12 protein-coding genes and 1 rRNA gene are annotated in these 18674 nt (G+C 68.1%); 4 read left to right on the top strand and 9 right to left on the bottom strand.

The features are described 5' to 3' along the window. The 4 genes from ACLJPX_RS39215 to ACLJPX_RS39230 all read right to left on the bottom strand — a co-directional run. A 16S ribosomal RNA gene (locus ACLJPX_RS39215) occupies positions 1-123 on the bottom strand; the annotation flags it as partial. A gap of 395 nt (positions 124-518) precedes the next feature. Next, positions 519-2081, bottom strand: coding sequence for an amidase (locus ACLJPX_RS39220; RefSeq protein ID WP_410605327.1), 1563 nt, complete (start codon positions 2079-2081; stop codon positions 519-521). A gap of 11 nt (positions 2082-2092) precedes the next feature. Next, positions 2093-3436 carry a type I glutamate--ammonia ligase gene (glnA, locus tag ACLJPX_RS39225; protein WP_037303423.1) on the bottom strand — a complete coding sequence of 448 codons (1344 nt, stop codon included), beginning with the start codon at positions 3434-3436 and terminating at the stop codon, positions 2093-2095. 68 nt (positions 3437-3504) lie between these two features. Beyond that, positions 3505-4770 (bottom strand): MFS transporter, encoded by a 1266-nt coding sequence (locus ACLJPX_RS39230; RefSeq protein ID WP_410605328.1) that lies wholly within the window; start codon positions 4768-4770, stop codon positions 3505-3507. A gap of 88 nt (positions 4771-4858) precedes the next feature. On the opposite strand from ACLJPX_RS39230, the gene ACLJPX_RS39235 reads away from it, so the two are divergent. Beyond that, the gene (locus ACLJPX_RS39235) at positions 4859-5527 is read left to right on the top strand and encodes an LppX_LprAFG lipoprotein (RefSeq protein WP_410605329.1); all 669 of its coding nucleotides are present in this window, start codon (positions 4859-4861) and stop codon (positions 5525-5527) included. Positions 5528-5606: 79 nt separating this feature from the next. On the opposite strand, the gene ACLJPX_RS39240 is transcribed toward ACLJPX_RS39235, so the two are convergent. Together ACLJPX_RS39240 and ACLJPX_RS39245 are read right to left on the bottom strand one after the other, a co-directional pair. After that, the gene (locus ACLJPX_RS39240) at positions 5607-7160 is read right to left on the bottom strand and encodes an alpha/beta hydrolase (protein WP_410605330.1); all 1554 of its coding nucleotides are present in this window, start codon (positions 7158-7160) and stop codon (positions 5607-5609) included. A gap of 52 nt (positions 7161-7212) precedes the next feature. Then, a complete protein-coding gene (locus ACLJPX_RS39245; protein ID WP_410605521.1) occupies positions 7213-8784 on the bottom strand; it encodes an alpha/beta hydrolase in 1572 nt (523 codons plus the stop codon). Positions 8785-8933: 149 nt separating this feature from the next. Here ACLJPX_RS39245 and secA2 point away from each other — a divergent pair, with 149 nt between their 5' ends. Then, positions 8934-11261, top strand: coding sequence for an accessory Sec system translocase SecA2 (gene secA2 / locus ACLJPX_RS39250; protein WP_410605331.1), 2328 nt, complete (start codon positions 8934-8936; stop codon positions 11259-11261). Between the two features lie 224 nt (positions 11262-11485). Continuing rightward, on the top strand, positions 11486-13243 hold the full coding sequence (locus ACLJPX_RS39255; RefSeq protein ID WP_410605332.1) for an NAD+ synthase: 1758 nt from the start codon (positions 11486-11488) through the stop codon (positions 13241-13243). Here ACLJPX_RS39255 and ACLJPX_RS39260 read toward each other — a convergent pair. Further along, on the bottom strand, positions 13214-13840 hold the full coding sequence (locus ACLJPX_RS39260) for a VOC family protein (protein WP_410605333.1): 627 nt from the start codon (positions 13838-13840) through the stop codon (positions 13214-13216). The two genes, ACLJPX_RS39255 and ACLJPX_RS39260, sit on opposite strands and share 30 nt — an antisense overlap. Positions 13841-13937: 97 nt before the next feature. Between ACLJPX_RS39260 and ACLJPX_RS39265 the strand changes: the two genes are divergently transcribed. Next, a complete protein-coding gene (locus ACLJPX_RS39265) occupies positions 13938-14474 on the top strand; it encodes a methylated-DNA--[protein]-cysteine S-methyltransferase (protein ID WP_410605334.1) in 537 nt (178 codons plus the stop codon). Here the strand turns inward: ACLJPX_RS39265 and ACLJPX_RS39270 are convergent. Continuing rightward, complete coding sequence (locus ACLJPX_RS39270) at positions 14471-15055, bottom strand: DinB family protein (RefSeq protein WP_410605335.1); 585 nt, start codon at positions 15053-15055, stop codon at positions 14471-14473. The genes ACLJPX_RS39265 and ACLJPX_RS39270 overlap by 4 nt on opposite strands. Positions 15056-15203: 148 nt before the next feature. Then, entirely contained in the window at positions 15204-18521 is a 3318-nt protein-coding gene (lysX, locus tag ACLJPX_RS39275; protein ID WP_410605336.1) for a bifunctional lysylphosphatidylglycerol synthetase/lysine--tRNA ligase LysX, read from the bottom strand. Between the last annotated feature and the right edge of the window lie 153 nt (positions 18522-18674).

Here is an 18674-nt window from a genome sequence, read left to right on the forward strand (position 1 = left end):
CAGATTGCCCACGTGTTACTCACCCGTTCGCCACTAATCCACCCGAAGGCTTCATCGTTCGACTTGCATGTGTTAAGCACGCCGCCAGCGTTCGTCCTGAGCCAGGATCAAACTCTCCAACAATGTCAAATTTGATCGAGGCAATTTAATGCACTCAAAGGAACCTCAAACGAGGTTCTTAATACATAAGCTCTACTGGCTTAGTTCACTAGCACACTGTTGAGTTCTCAAGCAACACGCTTTGTTTCAAAGCGATATTCACAAGCTTTTGGTCGAGCATGCCGAATCCTACGGTGTTAGTCGTAGGGGGTCGGCGGCCGCTCGTGGGCCGACGTAGAACGTTACCTGGTCCGGTTCGCGGTGTCAACCCGCTCGGCCCGTGTTCCTGGCCTGGGGCTTTTCGGCCCCGGTGGCCCGGTGTTCTTGGCGACGAAGAGAAGATTACATGCCCCGGAACCCCCTGAAAACAGGGGGGTCACTTAACGACATCGCCGCAGGTCAGCCGGTATGAACCCCCGTCATCCGACGGTCTTCAGGTAGCGAGGCGGTTTGCGGGCGGGGACGACGCGTTCGAAGTCGGCCGCGTAGGAGAGCACTCGGGCGTCCGTCCACCGCCCCGCCATGAACGAAACCCCGACCGGGAGCTCGCCGACGAAACCGGCGGGCACGGTCACCGCCGGATACCCCGCGACCGCGGCGGGCGTCGACGACGGGATCACGTCGTTGTCGCCGGTTTTGCAGTCGGTCTTCCAGGCGGGCGGGTTCGTGGGCGCGGCGATCGCGTCGAGGCGGTACTTGGCGAGGGTCTCGTCGATCGAGCGTTTCGCCAGATCGGTCAGTTCGCGGCGCATGGCCAGGTAGCCGGGATCGGACGGGCCGGGTGCGGCGAGTGCCTGCTCGAAGAGTTCCTGTCCGGCGAAGCAGGTCTGCTCCAGCGGGTCGGACCGGTTGTAGTCGATCAGCGCGGCGAGGTCGCTCGGCCCTTGCGGGCGTGTGGCCAGGTAGCGGTCGATGTCCCGGTGGAACTCGGTGAGCAGTGCCGGGAACTCCAGTTCGCCGAGCCTGGCCTGGTACGGCGGAGTCACTTCGACGACCTCGGCACCCGCTTTGACCAGCGAGTTCCTGGTTCGCATCATCACGGCGTCGACGTCCGGGCCGAGAACCGGCAGTCGCCAGAGGCCGATCCGGGAGCCCTTCAGCGCGCCGGGGCGGAGGTGTGCGGCGTAGTCGGTCGGCTGATTCGGCGGGTACGCGCCGGTGGCGGGGTCGGCCGGGTCGCGGCCTTGGAGCGCGGAAAGAGTCAGCGCGACGTCGACGACGTGCCGGGCCATCGGGCCGGCGGTGTCCTGCTCGGCCGAGATCGGCACCACCCCGGTGCGGCTGACCAGGCCGAGGCTCGGTTTGTGTCCCACGGTCGAGGTCATCCCGGCCGGGCAGACGATCGAGCCGTCGGTCTCGCTGCCGATCGCGACCTGGGCGAGCGACGCGGCGACACCGGCGGCGGATCCGGCGGACGACCCACAAGGATTGCGATCGAGCACGTACGGGTTGTTCGTCTGCCCGCCGACGCCTGACCACCCGGAAGTGGGTTTGGCGGCGCGGAAGTTCGCCCACTCGGACAGGTTCGCCTTGCCGAGGAGCACCGCGCCCGCATCACGCAGGCGGCGGAGCAATGTTGCGTCTTTCGCGGGCTTGCTGCGCAGGGCGCGTGAGCCGGCTGTCGTCTGCATCGAGCGGGTGTCGACGTTGTCCTTCACCAGGACCGGGATGCCGTCGAGGGGGCCGCGGGTCTTGCCCGCCCGGCGCCTGGCGTCGCTCTCCGCGGCTTGCGCGAGCGCGGCCGGATTGACCGCGATGACCGCGTTGACCTTCCGGTCGACCTTGTGGATGCGATCGAGATAAGCCGAGGTCAGACCGACCGCTGTCAGCCGTCCGGAGGACATCCGGGCCTGGAGCGCGGGGATGTCGGCGGCGTCGAGGTCGAGAGGTCTGCCGGTGGCGGATGCCGCTGGTGCGGCACTCGCCGCGATGGTCGCGGCGACCAGTGTCGTCAGAACTCGGAACACCGGTCGCCGCACCATCAGGTCTCCTTCTAGAGCACCGGAAGCAGGGTCCGCAGTTCGTACGGGGTCACCGCACTGCGGTAGTTATCCCATTCAACACGTTTGTTGCGCAGGAAGAAGTCGTAAACGTGCTCCCCGAGCGCTTCGGGCAGAAGTTCCGATTTTTCCATCTCGGACAGGGCCTCGCCGAGGTTCTGCGGGAGCTGGGCATATCCGGCCGCGCGGCGTTCGGCGTCCGAGAGCTGCCAGATGTTGTCCTCGGCGGGAGGCGGCAGCTCGTAGCCCTTTTCGATGCCCTTGAGGCCGGCGGCCAGGATGACCGAGTACGCCAGATAGGGGTTGCAGGCCGAGTCGAGCGTGCGGATCTCCACGCGGCGTGACGACGCCTTGCCCGGCGAGTACATCGGCACCCTGACCAGCGCGGAGCGGTTGGCCCGGCCCCACGAAACGGTCGTCGGGGCCTCGCTTCCGCTGATCAGCCGTTTGTAGGAGTTCACCCACTGGTTGGTGACTGCGGAGATCTCCTTCGCGTGGTGCAACAGCCCCGCCACGAAAGCTTTACCGGTCGCCGACAACTCGTACGGGTCTTCGGCGTCGTAGAAGGCGTTGCGATCGCCCTCGAACAAGCTCACGTGGGTGTGCATCCCCGAGCCCGGCTGGTTGGTGAACGGCTTCGGCATGAACGTCGCGCGGACCCCTTGGGTGAGCGCGACCTCCTTGACGACGTAGCGGAAGGTCATCACGTTGTCGGCCATGGTCAGCGCGTCGGCGTACCTGAGGTCGATCTCCTGCTGGCCGGGCGCGCCTTCGTGATGGCTGAACTCGACCGAGATCCCCATCGCCTCGAGCGTCTCGATGGCGTGGCGGCGGAAGTGCGTCGCTGTCGCGTGGCTGGCCTGGTCGAAGTACCCGCCGTTGTCCGCGGGCTCGGGTTCGCTGCCGTCGTCCGGCAGGCTGGCGAGCAGGAAGAACTCGATCTCGGGGTGGACGTAGCAGGTGAAGCCCGCTTCGGCCGCCTTCGAGAGTTGCCTGCGCAGGACGTGCCGGGGGTCCGCCCACGACGGGGAGCCGTCCGGCATCGCGATGTCGCAGAACATGCGCGCCGAGTACGGGCCGCCGTCCGGGGTCTCCCACGGCAAGACCTGGAACGTTGCCGGGTCTGGCTTCGCGACCATGTCGGATTCGTAGACGCGCGCGAATCCTTCGATGGCCGATCCGTCGAAGCCGATGCCCTCGCTGAAGGCGCCCTCGAGCTCGGCGGGAGCCACGGCGACGGACTTGAGAAACCCCAGCACGTCGGTGAACCAGAGCCTGACGAAACGGATGTCGCGCTCTTCCAAGGTACGGAGCACGAACTCCTGCTGGCGATCCATGGCCGCACCCTAACGAGAACGTGTTAACGACATGTTTCGCGACGCGCCGATCGACCGGAAGTGGTGGATCACCCCACCAGAACCGGTGCGGGCTTGGCCGCCTTCGTGATGGCCAGCGAGGCGACCGAAGCGAGCACGGCGAGACCCGCGGCGATGTACCAAGCGAGCGCGTAGCTGCCGGAGGAGTCGCGGATCGCGCCGGCACCGAAGGCCGCGAGACCGGCGCCGAGCTGGTGACTGGCGAAAACCCAGCCGAAGACGATCGGCCCGGCGGCACCGTATTGGCGGACGCAGAGCGCGACCGTCGGCGGAACCGTCGCCACCCAGTCGAGGCCGTAGAAGACGATGAACGCCCACATGCTCGGTTCCACCGATCCGCTCAACAGCTGCGGAAGAAGCGCGAGCGAAACACCGCGAAGGGCGTAGTAGACGCCGAGCAGGACGCGCGGGTCGACCCGGTCGGTGAGCCAGCCGGAGGCGATGGTGCCGACGACGTCGAAGATCCCGACGAGGGCGAGCAGGCCGGCGGCGGTGGTCTGTGGCATGCCGTGGTCGTGCGCCGCGGGGACGAAATGGGTGCTGACCAGGCCATTCGTGGTGGCGCCGCAGATCGCGAAGCCGACGGCGAGCAACCAGAACGTCTTGGTGCGTGCTGCCGAGCCGAGGACGGTTAGCGCCCGGCGGGCGGAACCACCGGTGCGGGTGACCGGCGCGACTTCGCCGGGCTCGGCGCCGTACGCGGTCGTTCCGACGTCGGATGGGTGATCGCGGACCACCAGGAGGACGACGGGGACAACGGCCAGGGCGGCGATGGCGATGACGAGCGAGGCGGTCCGCCAGCCTTCGTCGATGGCGAGGTTCGCCACGATCGGGAGGAAGATCAGCTGGCCGGTGGCGCCCGCCGCGGTGAGGACCCCGGTGACGACGCCGCGGCTGCGGACGAACCAGCGGGCGGCGACCGTCGCGGCGAAGCTCATCGCCATCGAACCGGTGCCGATGCCGACCAGAACGCCCCAGCAGAGGATGAGCTGCCAGCTCGCGCTCATGAACACCGTGCCGCCCGCACCGATCGCGACGACGAACAACGCCGTCGAGGCGACGCGTCGCATGCCGAAGCGCTCCATGAGAGCTGCTGCGAAGGGCGAGAAGAGTCCGTAGAGCACGAGGTTCACGGATACGGCTGACGCGATCGTCGCGCGCGACCAGCCGAACTCGTCGTGGAGCGGGTCGATGAGCACGCCGGGGGCCGCGCGGAAACCGGCGGCGGCGAGCAGGGCGATGAACGCGGCGGCGGCGACGAACCACGCACGGTGGAGCCGGGTCTCAGGGTGCACGGATACAGCCTCATCGGCGGCGGCTCCCGACGGAAGCGGCTGGAAGGACACCGTGCGCAAGATTCGGGCCAAGCCATAGGCTCTGGCCATGCGCTGCCGTCACCTCGTGCCGGCGCTGCTGCTCACGATCGGGCTCATCGGCGGCTGTGCGGGGTCGCCCCCGTTGCCGTCCGCCCAGGAATTCGTGAGCGCGGCGGCCGACTCCCTCGTCTCGTTACGCAGCGTTCGCTTCACTCTCGGGGTGAACGGCGTGGTCACCGGGTTGCCGGTGCGGGGGCTCGATGGCGACGTCAGTCTCGAGGGTGGCGCGGTCGGTAATGCCGACCTGCAGGACGACTTCGAACGGATGAAGGTCAAGTACCGGCTCTCCGGGTCGGAGATCACGCTCAGTGGGCCTGACGGGGAACGGGTGGTTCCGGCTTCGGCGCCCTACACGCCTCAGGCGATGCTCGGGGCGGACGGCGGGCTTCGGCGACTGCTGACCGGGGCGACCGAGCTGAAGGGCGAGCGGTGGGAGCGGGTGCAGGACACCGACTCGTTCCGGATCGCGGCGAAGGTGCCCGCCGCGGTGATCGGCGGGATCGTGCCGGAGATCAGGTCGGACGTGTTCGTGAAGCTGTGGATTTCGAAAGCCGCGCCGCGGCGGCTGGTGCGGGTGTGGCTGCAGGTGCCGCCGACGAGCCCGCAGGACTTCGCGGTGATGCTGGAGCTGGCGTTGACCAGGCATGACGCGGTGGTCGTCGGGGGCGGGCGATAGCAAAGGTCCCCTGCTTCCCTGGCGAGACGAAAGGCCAGGTCAGCGGGGGTGGCGATAGCAAAGGTCCCTTGCTCCCCCGCTAGGTGCAGCGGGTGTCCGGGGCGGGCAGCTTCCCGTCGATCAGGTAGGCGAAGCCGGCGCCGTCCACGCAGGCGTTGCCGTCCAGGAAGACGGTGTGCTGCGCTCCCTCGAACGTGAGCAAAGCTCCCTTGAGGTCCCGCGCCAGGTTCACGCCGGACGCGTACGGGGTCGCCGGGTCATCGGTGGTCGAGATGACCAGCGGACTCGGCAGGCCTTCGATGTCCGGTTTATGAACTTCCGAAGTGGCGGGCACCGGCCAGACCGAGCAGATGTCGAGCTCGCTCATGTCCGGGGTGCCACCGGCGAGGAACGGCGCGCCCTGGAGCATCCGCTCGTGGGCTCCGTCGATGACGCGCCGGTCGGTGATCCGCGTGCTGTCGACGCAGCGAACCGCGAAGTACACGTCGAGGATCCCGGTGTACCGGCCGTCCGATTCGCGGCCGTAGTAGTTGTCGGCGAGCGCGACCAGGGCTTTGCCACTCCCCCGTTTGAGCTCGGCGAACCCGTCGTTGAGAAACTTCCACGCGTCCTGCGAGTACAGCGCGGCGCTGGTGCCGGTGATGGCGTCTTCGAACGAAAGTTCGCGGTTCCCGGCCAGGACCGGCTTGGTGATCAGCGGTTGGACCAGGTTCTGGAACGCCTTCGTCACCGCCCCCGCATCGCGGCCGAGCGCGCAGTCCGCGCGGGCGACGCACCATTCGCCGAATTCGGTGAACGTGTTCTGGAAGCCGGCCATCTGCGTGACCAGCGATTCGGCGGTGTCGAGTTGAGGATCGACAGCGCCGTCGAGGAGCAGCGCCCGCACTTTGTCCGGATATGCCTCGGCATACGCGGTCCCGATCTGCGTGCCGTACGAAAAGCCCAGGTAGGTGAGTTTCTCGTCGCCGAGGGCCGAGCGAAGGACATCGAGATCGCGGACGACATCCCTGGTCCCGATGTTGGCGAGCAGCTCCTTGCCGTGCTTCGTGCGCTCGGCGCACTTCGCGGCGTACGCCCTCGCTTCGGCGAGTTGCTTCGTGATGCCGCTCGGGGTCGTGTCGCTTTCCGAATCGTCCGCGCGGTCCGCGTCCCGTTCCGCATCGGTGAGGCACACGAGCTTCGGATCGCTGGTCCCGACGCCGCGCGGATCGAAACCGACGATGTCGAAGCGCCCGGCCAAGGTCGCCGCGGGCAGGGACTTCGCGATGCGCGCGGCCGCCGAGACGCCTGAGCCGCCGGGCCCGCCCGGGTTGACCACGAGCGAGCCGATCCGCTGGTCCGCCTTCGTCGCCTTGTGCCGGAGGACGCCGATCGAGATCGTTTCGCCGTCCGGCTTCAGGTAATCGAGCGGCACGGTGAGCTTCGCGCAGTCGAACGTCTTGTCCTTGAAGGACTCACACGCGCCCCATGCCAACTTCTGCTCAGTGAACTTCTCGAGCGCCTTCGGGTCCGGAGTCGGTGACGCCGTGGTCGGCTGAGGCGCCGGCGGCTGCACAGGCTGCGGCTGTGGTGACGTGCACGAAGCGACGAGCACGACAACTGCGAGCGTGGCCGGGACGCGGCGAAGGCTCATCTCGCGATCTTCGCAGCGTCCCGGCAGCTCACGGCCCTTCGCGCCGAACTCGTTACTTGCCTGCGCAGCGGGTGCCCTCGTCCGGCACGGCGCCACTCACCAGGTAGTCGATGCCGATCCGGTCGACGCACGAGACGCCTTGGAGGAACACCGTGTGCTGGGTGCCCTCGAACGTCAGCAAAGCTCCCTTGATCGCTTTCGCGAGGTTGACGCCCGCCTGGTAGGGGGTCGCCGGGTCGTTCGTCGTCGAGATGACCAGCGTCTTCGGCAGGCCTTCGACGTTGGGCTGGTGCGGTTCCGAGGTGTTCGGGACCGGCCAGAAGGCGCAGGCGTCGCGGGCGGAACCGTCCGGCCTGCCGTCGTCGAGGAACGGCGCCGCCTGCGCGTACCGCTTCTGCGCGTCGAGGATCTTCGCCGGATCGGTGACCCGCGGGTCGTCGACGCACCGGATCGCGACGAACGCGTCCTGTGTCGTCCCGTAGCGGCCGTCGGCACCGCGTTCGTTGTAGAGGTCGGCCAGCCGCTCCAGGCCGTCGCCACGCTGGCGCTTCAGGTCGTTGAGCGCGGTGTTCAGCGGTTCCCAGAGATCCTGCTGGTAGAGGGCCTGGATAACGCCTGTCGTCGCGTCCTCGTACGACAGTTTCCGACCGTCGCTGACCGGCACCGGGAAGTCGATCAACGGCCGCACCAGGTCCTGGAACGCCTTGGTCACGCCTGCCGCGTCACGCCCGAGAGCGCAGTCTTCGCGCGCGGCGCACCAGTTCGAGAACTCTGCGAACGCCTTGCCGAAGCCCTGCCCCTGTGCGACCAGCGATTCCACCGCGTCCTGCTCGGGGTCGACGGCACCGTCGAGCACCAGAGCGCGGACATTCGCCGGGAACGCCTCCGCATAGGCGGATCCGATCCTCGTCCCGTACGAGTAGCCGAGGTAGTTCAGCTTCGGGTCGCCGAGGACCGAACGCAGGATGTCGATGTCCTTGACGACGTCGCGCGTACCCACGTTCGCGAGCATCGAGGCACCGTGTTCGGTCCGCTGAGCGCACCTGGTCGCGAACTCCTGGGACTCGGTCTCCTGCTTTTTCACCCCGTCGGGTGACCCGTCCGTCTCGCTGTCGTCCGCCCGGTCCGCGTCGCGTTCGGCGTCGGTCAGGCAGCGGATCTGCGGCTGGCTCGCGCCGATGCCGCGCGGGTCGAAACCGACGACGTCGAAGCGTTTGCCCAGCTCGTTCGTCGCCGTCCGCGAGGCGAGACCGGCCGCGGCCTCCATACCGGAAGCACCCGGGCCGCCCGGGTTGACCACGAGCGACCCAATCCTTTCGTCGGTTTCCAGCGCCTTCCGGCGCAGCAGGCCGAGCGTGATCGAGTCGCCTTCAGGCTTCGCGTAGTCGAGCGGGACGGTCAGCCGGGCACATTGTGCGTCCTTCACTCGAAACGCCGCTTTTGCGTCATCGGATGTCGCGTAGGGTGCACAGTCGGCCCAGGTCAGACTCTGTCCGTAGAACTTCTCGAGTCCTGCGGGCACCGGTCCGGTCGGAGCGTGCGATTCGGTCGCCGGAGGCGGCGGCTGGGTTCTACCCTCTCCCGACGAGCACGCGGCGAAAGTGACGGCGAGCAGGCCGGACAGCGTGATCGCGGCGAATCGACGGGCACGGGACCTGGCGCTGACATGAGTGGACACGGTTGGATCGTGCCATCGGCCGTGGAACTCGGCCGCACCACCACTGCGTTGGTGATACGGGTGCGGACGGCAGAAGAACAGACGGGAGCACAGGGGTGGCAGCACTGATCAGCCGGGTGGGCAAGAAGCTGCGCCGGATCATCCAGCGGCCGGGCAGCGTCGAGCTGACCCGCTACGAAGCGCTGCTGCCGGCCATCGAGAAGCTCGAGCCCGAGTTGGAGAAGCTCTCCGACGAGGAGCTGACAGAGCGGGCCGGCAAGCTTCGGGACGCCACGTCCTTCGGCAACGACCAGCTGGTCGAGGTCTGCGCGCTCGGCCGTGAGGCCGCTCGGCGCGCGCTCGGCGAGCGTGCCTTCGACGTCCAGCTGCTCGGCACGATGGGCCTGCTCAGCGGGCATATCGTGCAGATGGAGACCGGTGAGGGCAAGACGCTGGCGGGCGCGCTGGCAGGCGCCGGGTACGCGCTGCGAGGGAAGCACGTCCACGTCGTCACGGTGAACGACTACCTCGCCCGCCGTGACGCGGAATGGATGGGCCCGATCTACGACCTGCTCGGCGTCTCCGTCGGCTGGATCGAGCCGGCTCACTCGCGCGACGAGCGCCGCGAGGCGTACGCGAAGGAGGTCACGTACGGCGCCGTCAGCGAGATCGGCTTCGACGTGCTTCGCGACCGCCTGGTGACCCGCGAAGAGGACTTGGTCCAGCGCGATCCCGAGGTGGCGATCGTCGACGAGGCGGACTCCGTGCTGGTCGACGAGGCACGGGTGCCGCTGGTGATGGCGGGGTCGATCGACCACACCGACGCCGACGACGAGGTCGCGAACATCGTCCGGCGGCTGCGGCTCGGGCTGCACTACGAGACCGACGCCGACGGCCGCAACGCTTGGCTGACCAAGGCGGGCGCGTCGGTGGTCGAGAAGGCCCTCGGCGACGACATCAACCTTTACGACGACACGGGTTCGGACCGGCTGCCCGCGGTGAACGTGGCGCTGCACGCGCACGCGCTGCTCACCCGCGACGTCGACTACCTCGTGCGTGACGGCAAGGTGCAGCTGATCAACGCCGCACGCGGCCGCGTAGCCGAACTGCAGCGCTGGCCGGACGGCCTCCAGGCCGCCGTCGAGGCGAAGGAGCAGGTCAAGGCGACCGACCGGGGCGAGATCCTCGACTCGATCACCGTGCAGGCGCTGCTCGCGCGCTACCCCGAGGTCGCGGGCATGACCGGTACCGCGGTCGCGGTCGCCGAGCAGTTGCGCGAGTTCTACAAGCTCGAGGTCGCGGTCATCCCGCCGAACACGCCGAACATCCGTGAAGACCAGGAGGACAGGATCTTCGGGTCGCCGTCGCAGAAGCTGCGCGCGATCGAAGAGGAGATCCGGCGGGTGCACGAGAGCGGGCGGCCGATCCTCGTCGGCACCCAGGACGTCGCCGAATCGGAGGAACTGGCCGAGAAGCTGGCGAAGGTCGAGCTCGAATGCGTCGTGCTCAACGCGCGCAACGACGCCGAAGAAGCCGAGATCATCGCCGACGCCGGCAAGAAGGGCGCGGTCACCGTTTCGACCCAGATGGCCGGTCGAGGGACCGACATCCGGCTGGGCGGCAAGGACGGCGACGGTCGTGACGAGGTCGTCGAACTCGGCGGCCTGCACGTGATCGGCACCGCCCGCTACCCGTCGAGCAGGCTGGACGGACAGCTGCGCGGCCGGTCCGGGCGGCAGGGTGACCCGGGCAGCGCGGTGTTCTTCGCCAGCCTGAACGACGAACTCGTGCTGTCGAACGCGCCGGACGTGCCCGAAGGCATCGGCTCCGACGTGGGCAGCGGCGAGGTCACCGACCCGGCGGCACTGCGGCAGATCAACCACGCGCAGCGCGTCGCCGAGGGTGTCGACCTGGAGATCCACCGGAACACCTGGCGCTACACGCGGCTGATCGAGCGGCAGCGCGGCGAGCTGCTCGAGCACCGGGACAAGGTGCTGCGGACGGCGCACGCGGCGGAGGTGCTGGAGAAGGCGCATCCGGAGAAGTTCAAGGAGCTTTCGGAGGCCGTCGACGACGAGGCTCGTGTCGAACAGCTGAGCCGTGAGGTGCTGCTGTTCCACATCGACCAGCTGTGGTCGGACCACCTGGCGTTCCTGACCGACGTGCGGGAGAGCATCCACCTGCGGGCGCTGGCGCGGGAGACGCCGATCGACGAGTTCCACCGCGCGGCGATCCCTGAGTTCCACAAGATCATCCCGGAGGCGGCCGAGCGGGCGGCGAAGACACTCGAGGAAGCCGAGATCACCGAGAACGGGATCGACCTCGGTGACGCGGGCGTGCGGCGGGCGAACACGACGTGGACCTACCTGGTGCACGACAACCCGTTCGACTCCGACTTCGAACAGACCATCAAGAAGGTGCGGAGCATGATCAAGCGGAAGTAGCTCCGGGGCCCGGAACGTAGCGGGGGACCTTTGCTGTCGCTCTCCAAAAGAGAGTGACAGCAAAGGTCCCCCGCTCTCTTTTCCGGCGAAAGCCCAGGTCAGGCGTCCGACGATAGCAAAGGTCCCTTGCTCCCCCGCTGGTCGCGCCCCGGCGAACAGGACCCAGGTGGGCGATTCGGCACATCCACTCGTCCCGGCGGACGCCGGTGGGTGAGAATGACGGCATGCCGCAACTGCGCATCGCACTGGCCCAGGTCAACACCACCGTCGGGGACCTCGAGGGCAACGCCGATCTCACCGTCGAGTGGACCCGCAAGGCCGCCGAAGCAGGCGCCCACGTCGTGGTCTTCCCGGAGATGTCCCTCACCGGTTACCCCGTCGAGGACCTTTCCCTCCGCCCGACGTTCGCCTCCGCCTCGAAGCAGATGGTCGAAGCGCTCGCCCGGCGGCTCGAGGAAGCCGGATGCGGCGAGGTGCTCACCTACATCGGGTACCTCGACCTGGACGAGGCCGGTCCGCGCGACGCGGCGGCCGCGCTGTACCGCGGCGAGGTGGTCGCCCGCCAGTTCAAGCACCACCTGCCCAACTACGGCGTCTTCGACGAGCACCGCTGGTTCAAGCCGGGCCACGACCTCGAGGTCGTCCGCTTCCACGGCGTCGACGTCGGCATGGTCATCTGCGAGGACGTCTGGCAGGACGGCGGCCCGATCTCCGCGTTGGGCAAGGCCGGGGTGGACCTCGTGGTCGCGCCCAACGCTTCGCCGTTCGAACGCGCGAAGGACGACATCCGCCTGCCGCTCATCGCCCGCCGCGCGGCCGAGGCCGGGGCGCCGCTGGTGTACACGAACCAGGTCGGCGGTCAGGACGACCTCGTCTTCGACGGCGATTCGATCGTGGTCGGCGCGGACGGCCGGTTGCTGGCGCGCGCTCCGCAGTTCGTCGAGCACCTGCTCATCGTCGACACGGACCTGGTCGCGGGCGGGCACACCGCCGAGGGGGAGTTCGAGGGTCTGCGGGTCAAGCGCCGCGTCCTCAGCGAGGAGCCGGTCCCGGCCTACAGCCCGAGCAGCGATTCGGCCATCAGCGAGCCGCTGTCGGACGAGGCCGAGGTCTGGCACGCGCTCGTCGTCGGCCTGCGCGACTACGTGCACAAGAACGGCTTCTCGTCGGTGACGTTCGGCTTCTCCGGCGGCATCGACTCGGCGGTCGTGGCGGCGCTGGCCGCCGACGCGCTCGGCGGCGACAACGTCTACGGCGTTTCGATGCCTTCGGAGTACTCCTCGGGGCACTCGAAGGACGACGCCGCTGATCTGGCCCGCCGTATCGGCGCGCACTATCGCGTCGAGCCGATCGCGGACATGGTCAAGATCTACGTCGAACAGCTTCAGCTGACCGGCCTCGCCGAAGAGAACATCCAGGCCCGCGTCCGCGGCATGCTGCTGATGGCACTGTCCAATCAGGACGGTCACCTGGTGCTCGCCACCGGCAACAAGACCGAGCTCGCCGTCGGCTATTCGACGATCTACGGCGACGCCGTCGGAGCCTTCGCGCCGATCAAGGACCTGTTCAAGACCTACGTCTGGCATCTGGCCAAATGGCGCAACGCGGAAGCCGAGAAGAACGGCGAGACTCCGCCGATCCCGGAGAACTCGATCACCAAGCCGCCGTCGGCCGAACTGCGGCCCGGGCAGCTGGACAGTGACTCGCTGCCCGACTACCTGATGCTCGACGACATCCTCGACGACTACATCGAGGGCGACCGCGGTTACGTCGACCTGGTGGACGCGGGCTTCGAGCCGGAGACCATCGATCGTGTGGTGCGCATGGTCGACAAGGCCGAATACAAGCGCCGCCAGTACCCGCCGGGCACCAAGATCACGTTCAAGGCGTTCGGGCGGGACCGGCGGCTGCCGATGACCAACGGCTGGCGCGAGGGCACGGTCGTGACCCGCTCAGCTCAGCGTGACCTGCTTCCCGGCTGAGTTCTGGAGCACGGCCACCAGGCCGGGCTTCGCGTCACGGCGAACGAGCATGTCCATCCCGAGCGCCCGGACCGCGGACTCCACCGCGGCGGGCTCGGGGTGGACACCGGTGACCAGGAGCAGCGGGATCGAGGGAAGTCCTCGCGTCGTCGGATGCGGAGTGCTCCCCCAGTCGATGAGGAAGGGCGCGAGCCCGTTCAAGCCGCCGGCGCCGGTGAGGCGCCAGGTCAGCAGTTCGCCGTCGTCGGTGGCGCGCGACATCTCGAACGCCTCTCCCGGGTCGTAACCGCGTTCACGGGCCTCGGCGATCGCGTCGTCGATGCCCTGAACACGCGCGGCCCAGGTGATCAGGGCGGGCTCGGTCAGCTCGTCGATGCCGAACGGCCGCGGCCCGGCGTGCCCGGGTTGGTCCGGATCGGGCCCCACTACTTCGAGGTAGGCACCGGCGCCGAGATCGGCCAGATAGTTGGCCGTGCCGAGCCCGACATGCCTGCCCCCGCGTACGGGCGTGACGCCGGTCAGATCCGCGACGCGCGCGACAGCGTCTTCGAGATTCGGCCCGGCGTAGACGAGGTGATCAAGCACGAGGTCGGTCATGCCCATAGTCCTATCGCAGCCACCGTGTCCTTGGCACTGTGGTGTCGCCAAAAGCGGCTAAGCCGAAACTGTCGGACCCGTCTCGTACCCTGGACTCATGACGGCACCGGGCTACGCCGTGTTCGGCACCGCGATCGGCGACTGCGGCATCGCGTGGAGCGAACGCGGGGTCATCGCGGTCCAGCTACCCGAAGGCAGTGAAGAGAAGACCAGGGCGCGGCTCACCGCGCGCCTGCCCGACGCGGTCGAGTCCGTACCGCCGGCGGAGGTCCAGCGGACGATCGACGACGTGGTCTCGTTGATGAACGGCCAGCGCACGGACCTCACCGGCGTCGAGCTCGATTACGAGGGCGTGCCGGAGTTCCATCACCGGGTGTACGAGTTCATCCGTTCGATCCCCGCGGGCAAGACGCTGACCTACGGCGACATCGCGAACATCCTCGGCATGCCCGGTGGGGCGCAGGCCGTGGGGCAGGCGATGGGCCGTAACCCGTTCCCGATCATCGTGCCGTGCCACCGCGTGCTCGCCGCGGGCGGCAAGGACGGCGGGTTCTCGGCGCGTGGAGGGGTCGCCACCAAGCGCCGGATGCTGGTCATCGAAGGCGCTTTGGCGGACGAACCGACGTTGTTCTAGGCCGTGGCGGGCGACCACGGCTTGAGCCAGGGCGTCTCCGGCCAGCCTTCCGCCGCGGCCATCAGCGGGATCGCGGTCGCGCCGTCGATGTGCTCGCGGATGATGTCGGCATGCCCGGCGTGCCGCGCGGTCTCCTCGATGAGGTGGAGCAGCACCCAGCGGACAGACCAGGCCTCGACGTCCTTCGGATACCAGGGCACGCCCTGCGGCACCGGGACAGGCTGGCCGAGGTCGGCGATCCCGGCGATGACGTCCGAGGTGCGGCGGGCGACCTCGTCATAGCGCGCGTAGACGCTTTCGATCGTCTCGTCCGGCGCCATCACGTAGCCCGCTTCGTACTCCTTCATCGTCTCTTCCATAGGCTTCGCGGGCTTCTGGAGGATGATGTCGAGCCAGCCGTCTTCGACGTGCGCGGTGTGCTTGATCAGGCCACCGACACTCAGTGAGCTTTTGGTCGGGACGGCTCTGGCCTGTTCTTCGGTGAGGCCGTGGGCCGCGATCCGCAGGACGTGGCGCTGCTGCTCGAGGTAGGCGAGGAGACCTTCGCGCTCGTCGGCGACCGGGGGAACGTTTCCAGCCATGGTGGCTCCTTCCATTGGGAAGGAGATCTTTACATCCGGCTCCGACTTCCCGAAGCGATTCGGCGAGGAAGAAAGCAGGGGACCTTTGCTATTGCTCGTTAGTGAGGCTAACGAGCGATAGCAAAGGTCCCCTGCTCCCCCGCGGCCGCTACGACTGCGGGCGCACGAACGGGAACAGCACCGTCTGCCGGATCGACGCACCGGTCAGCATCATCAGCAGCCGGTCGACGCCGATGCCGAGCCCGCCGGTCGGCGGCATGCCGTGTTCGAGCGCGAGCAGGAAGTCCTCGTCCAGCTCCATCGCCTCGACGTCACCGCTCGCCGCTCGCAGCGACTGGGCCTCGAGCCGCCGCCGCTGTTCGAGAGGGTCGGTCAGTTCGGTGTAGGCCGTGCCGACCTCGGAGCCGAACGCGATCAGGTCCCAGCGCTCGGCCAGCCGCGGGTCCACGCGGTGTTGCCGGGTCAGCGGCGAGACGTCGGTCGGGTAGTCGGTGTAGAAGGTCGGCAGCACGGTCGCGCCTTCGACGAGATGCTCGTGCGCCTTCAGCACGAGGTCGCCGTGACCGGCCTCCTCGTTCACCGGCACTCCCGCCGCGCGGCACAGCCGCTGGAGTTCGGCGACCGAGGTGCCCGCGTCGATCTTCTCCCCGAGCGCAGCCGAAACGGCCTCATGGACCGGAATCACCGGCCAGTCGCCGGAGATGTCGTACTCGATGACCTTCCCGTCCGGTCCCGGACGGCGGACGACCTGCGCACCGTACGCGGCCTCCGCGGCGTGCTGCACGAGTTCACGCGTCAGCGTCCGCATCGTGTTGTAGTCGGCGTACGCCTGGTACGCCTCCAGCATGGTGAATTCGGGGTTGTGCGTCGCGTCGACGCCTTCGTTGCGGAAGTTCCGGTTCAGCTCGAAAACGCGCTCGACCCCGGCCACGCACAGCCGCTTCAGGTACAGCTCGGGCGCGATCCGCAGGTACATCCGCATGTCGTAGGCATTGATATGGGTGACGAACGGCCGGGCGTTGGCGCCGCCGTGCACGGTCTGCAGCATGGGCGTCTCGACTTCGAGGTAATCGTCCTGGTGCAGTCGTTCCCGCACCGCGCGCACCACGGTGGACCGCATCCGCAGCATCGCCGTCGAATCCGGGTTCACCGCGAGGTCGAGGTAGCGCTGCCGCACCCGCGTCTCCGGGTCGGTGAGGCCTTTTCGCTTGTCCGGCAACGGATGCAGGCTCTTCGCCGTGACTGTCCACTCATCGACGAGCACGGAAAGTTCGCCACGCCGTGACGTCACGACCTGCCCGCTCACACCCACGTGGTCGCCGAGGTCGACACCGCGCCGCCAGCCGCCGAGGTCGAGCACGGAGGCGTCGAGCATCAGCTGGATCTCGCCGCCGAAGTCCTTGACCCGCGCGAAACAGAGCCCGCCGAGGTTGCGCATCGCGAGCACCCGTCCGGCGATGCGCACCCGGTGACCCGTGTGGGTGTCCGGGCTCAGGTCGCCGAACTTGGCGACGACGTCGCCGAGCTGATCCTCCCGGGCGAAACCGACCGGATAGGGGTCGATCCCGGCTTCCCGCAGTCGATCCAGCTTCGCCATTCGCACGCGGACCTGGTCGGGCCGCCGCACCTGCTTCGGCGCGGGGGTGGCCGCGTTCGCGTCGATGCGATGGACCTCGGCGACGAATTCGTCGGTGACGGTTTCCAGTTTCAGCGCCCTGGCCGAACGTCCGGTGGGGACGAATCCTTCGAGCGCGCCGGCGACGATGCCGACCCGTGGCAGCCGTCGAGCCGAGGAATAGCACAGGAATCGCGGTTCCCAGTCGGGTCCGTACTTGGCGTTCGACCGGTAGAGAGACTCCAGCTGGAAGAATCGCGACGCCATGCTGAGGACGCTGCGCCACGCGCGCAGCACCGGACCCGCGCCGATCCGCTCCCCCTCGGAGAAGACCGCGCGGAACATCGCGAAGTTCAGGGAGATCCGTTGTGCGCCAAGGTGTGAGCTCGCCGCCACGACCTCGGCGACCATGTACTCGTTGAGCCCGTTTTCGGCGTCGCGGTCGCGCCGCATCAGGTCGAGGGACAGACCGCGCCGGCCCCACGGGACGAACGACAGCATGCCGCGAAGCTCGCCCTTGGCGTCGTACGCCTCCACCATCACGCTGCGGCCGTCGCTCGGATCACCGAGTCTGCCGAGCGCCATCGAGAACCCGCGTTCGGTCTCCGCGCCACGCCACTGCTGCGCGTGCAGCAACAGCCTGGCCATTTCGTCGGCAGGGATTTCGCTGTGACGCCGGACTTTCGTGGTGTATCCGGCCCGTTCGATCCGTTTGACCGCTTGGCGGACCGAGCGGCGCTCCGGCCCGGCGAGGCTGAAGTCTCGGACGTCGAGCACTGCTTCGTCGCCGATTTCCAGTGCGCGCAGACCCGCGTCGGCATATGCCTTCGCGCCGCGTTCACTCGCACCGAGCACGCCGGGGGTCCAGCCGTAGGTGCGTGACTCGTTCAGCCAGGCGCGGACCGCGTCCGGCCAGGCGTCGGGATCGCCGATGGGGTCGGCACTCGCGACGCTGGTGCCCGCGAGCACGCGGTAGGCCACGGCGGCGCGGCCGTTGGGCGAGAAGACGACGCTCTTCTCGCGCCGGGTGGCGAAATACCCCAAAGAGTCGTCTTCGCCGTGTTCGGCGAGAAGGCGGCGTACGCGCAGTTCTTCCTCGTCTGTCCTCAAGCGACGGCTGCGTACGCCGCGGAAAAGCGTGTACAACGCGGCCGTCGCGACGGCCGTCGCGCTGAGGTCGAGCAGGAGGTCGAGCCAGGCGGGACCTTCGCCGATGCCGACGCGGCGCAGCTGGATGTTCTCACCGGTCGTGTGGTTGACGACCCACGCGAACCGCTCCCAGGTGTCCGCGAGGCGACCAGGGAAGGCTTCGCTCAAGCCCCAGCCGACGAGGATGACCGCGGCGAGACCGCCGAAGAGCACAGTGAAGCCGTCACGCCAGGCGCCAGGCGCGAGCCGGGCCGGGAACGCCGGGCGGATGATCCAGAGGAACACGATCATCCCGATCGAGATCAGGTCGGCGATGGCCAGCACCCACACCTGGTGCGGGATGTGCCGGACCTGCCACGGCCCCAGCTTGAGCAGCTCGGGCGACCACAGCAACGCGGCTTGGAAGGCCAGGGTCACCGCCAGGCCGCCGAACTGGAACAGCAGCAACGTGTAAAGAGCGGCCCGTTTGCGGCGGCGGAGCGCGGCGCCGAGGACGACGAGCAACAGGACGATCACGAGACTCGCGTTCGTCGGGATGCTCAGTGCCGAGAAGGCGACGTCACCCGCCTTGAGCACCGGCCCCTTCACACCGCCGGCGAGGAGGAGGATCACCGAGAACACGGCCGCGAGCTGCACGAGGGTGGCGACGATGCCGCCCGCCCTCGCCTTCCACGGCGGCACACGGCTCGCTGGGTTTACCATTCTGGCCTTTCGCGGTACTCACAGGTGATCGACAGCTGCTCTTACTTGACGTCAGACAACCCCGTGTGGTTGTCAACGATCATCATCCTCTGGTCTCAATTTCGTCGTTCGCAGGCGTGACGCTGCCTCGACACCGCGGTGTGAAGCTGGTCG

The organism is Amycolatopsis sp. lyj-90 (genome assembly GCF_046549035.1).
GTDB lineage: Bacteria > Actinomycetota > Actinomycetes > Mycobacteriales > Pseudonocardiaceae > Amycolatopsis.

What these genes read in the sequence shown, in the direction of transcription:
- ACLJPX_RS39265 (WP_410605334.1), top strand. Translation starts at nt 13,938, where the DNA reads ATGACGGCACCGGGCTACGCCGTGTTCGGCACCGCGATCGGCGACTGC.
- ACLJPX_RS39240 (WP_410605330.1), bottom strand. Translation starts at nt 7,160, where the DNA reads ATGAGCCTTCGCCGCGTCCCGGCCACGCTCGCAGTTGTCGTGCTCGTC.
- ACLJPX_RS39270 (WP_410605335.1), bottom strand. Translation starts at nt 15,055, where the DNA reads ATGGCTGGAAACGTTCCCCCGGTCGCCGACGAGCGCGAAGGTCTCCTC.
- ACLJPX_RS39255 (WP_410605332.1), top strand. Translation starts at nt 11,486, where the DNA reads ATGCCGCAACTGCGCATCGCACTGGCCCAGGTCAACACCACCGTCGGG.
- lysX (WP_410605336.1), bottom strand. Translation starts at nt 18,521, where the DNA reads ATGGTAAACCCAGCGAGCCGTGTGCCGCCGTGGAAGGCGAGGGCGGGC.
- ACLJPX_RS39235 (WP_410605329.1), top strand. Translation starts at nt 4,859, where the DNA reads ATGCGCTGCCGTCACCTCGTGCCGGCGCTGCTGCTCACGATCGGGCTC.
- ACLJPX_RS39260 (WP_410605333.1), bottom strand. Translation starts at nt 13,840, where the DNA reads ATGACCGACCTCGTGCTTGATCACCTCGTCTACGCCGGGCCGAATCTC.
- ACLJPX_RS39220 (WP_410605327.1), bottom strand. Translation starts at nt 2,081, where the DNA reads ATGGTGCGGCGACCGGTGTTCCGAGTTCTGACGACACTGGTCGCCGCG.
- glnA (WP_037303423.1), bottom strand. Translation starts at nt 3,436, where the DNA reads ATGGATCGCCAGCAGGAGTTCGTGCTCCGTACCTTGGAAGAGCGCGAC.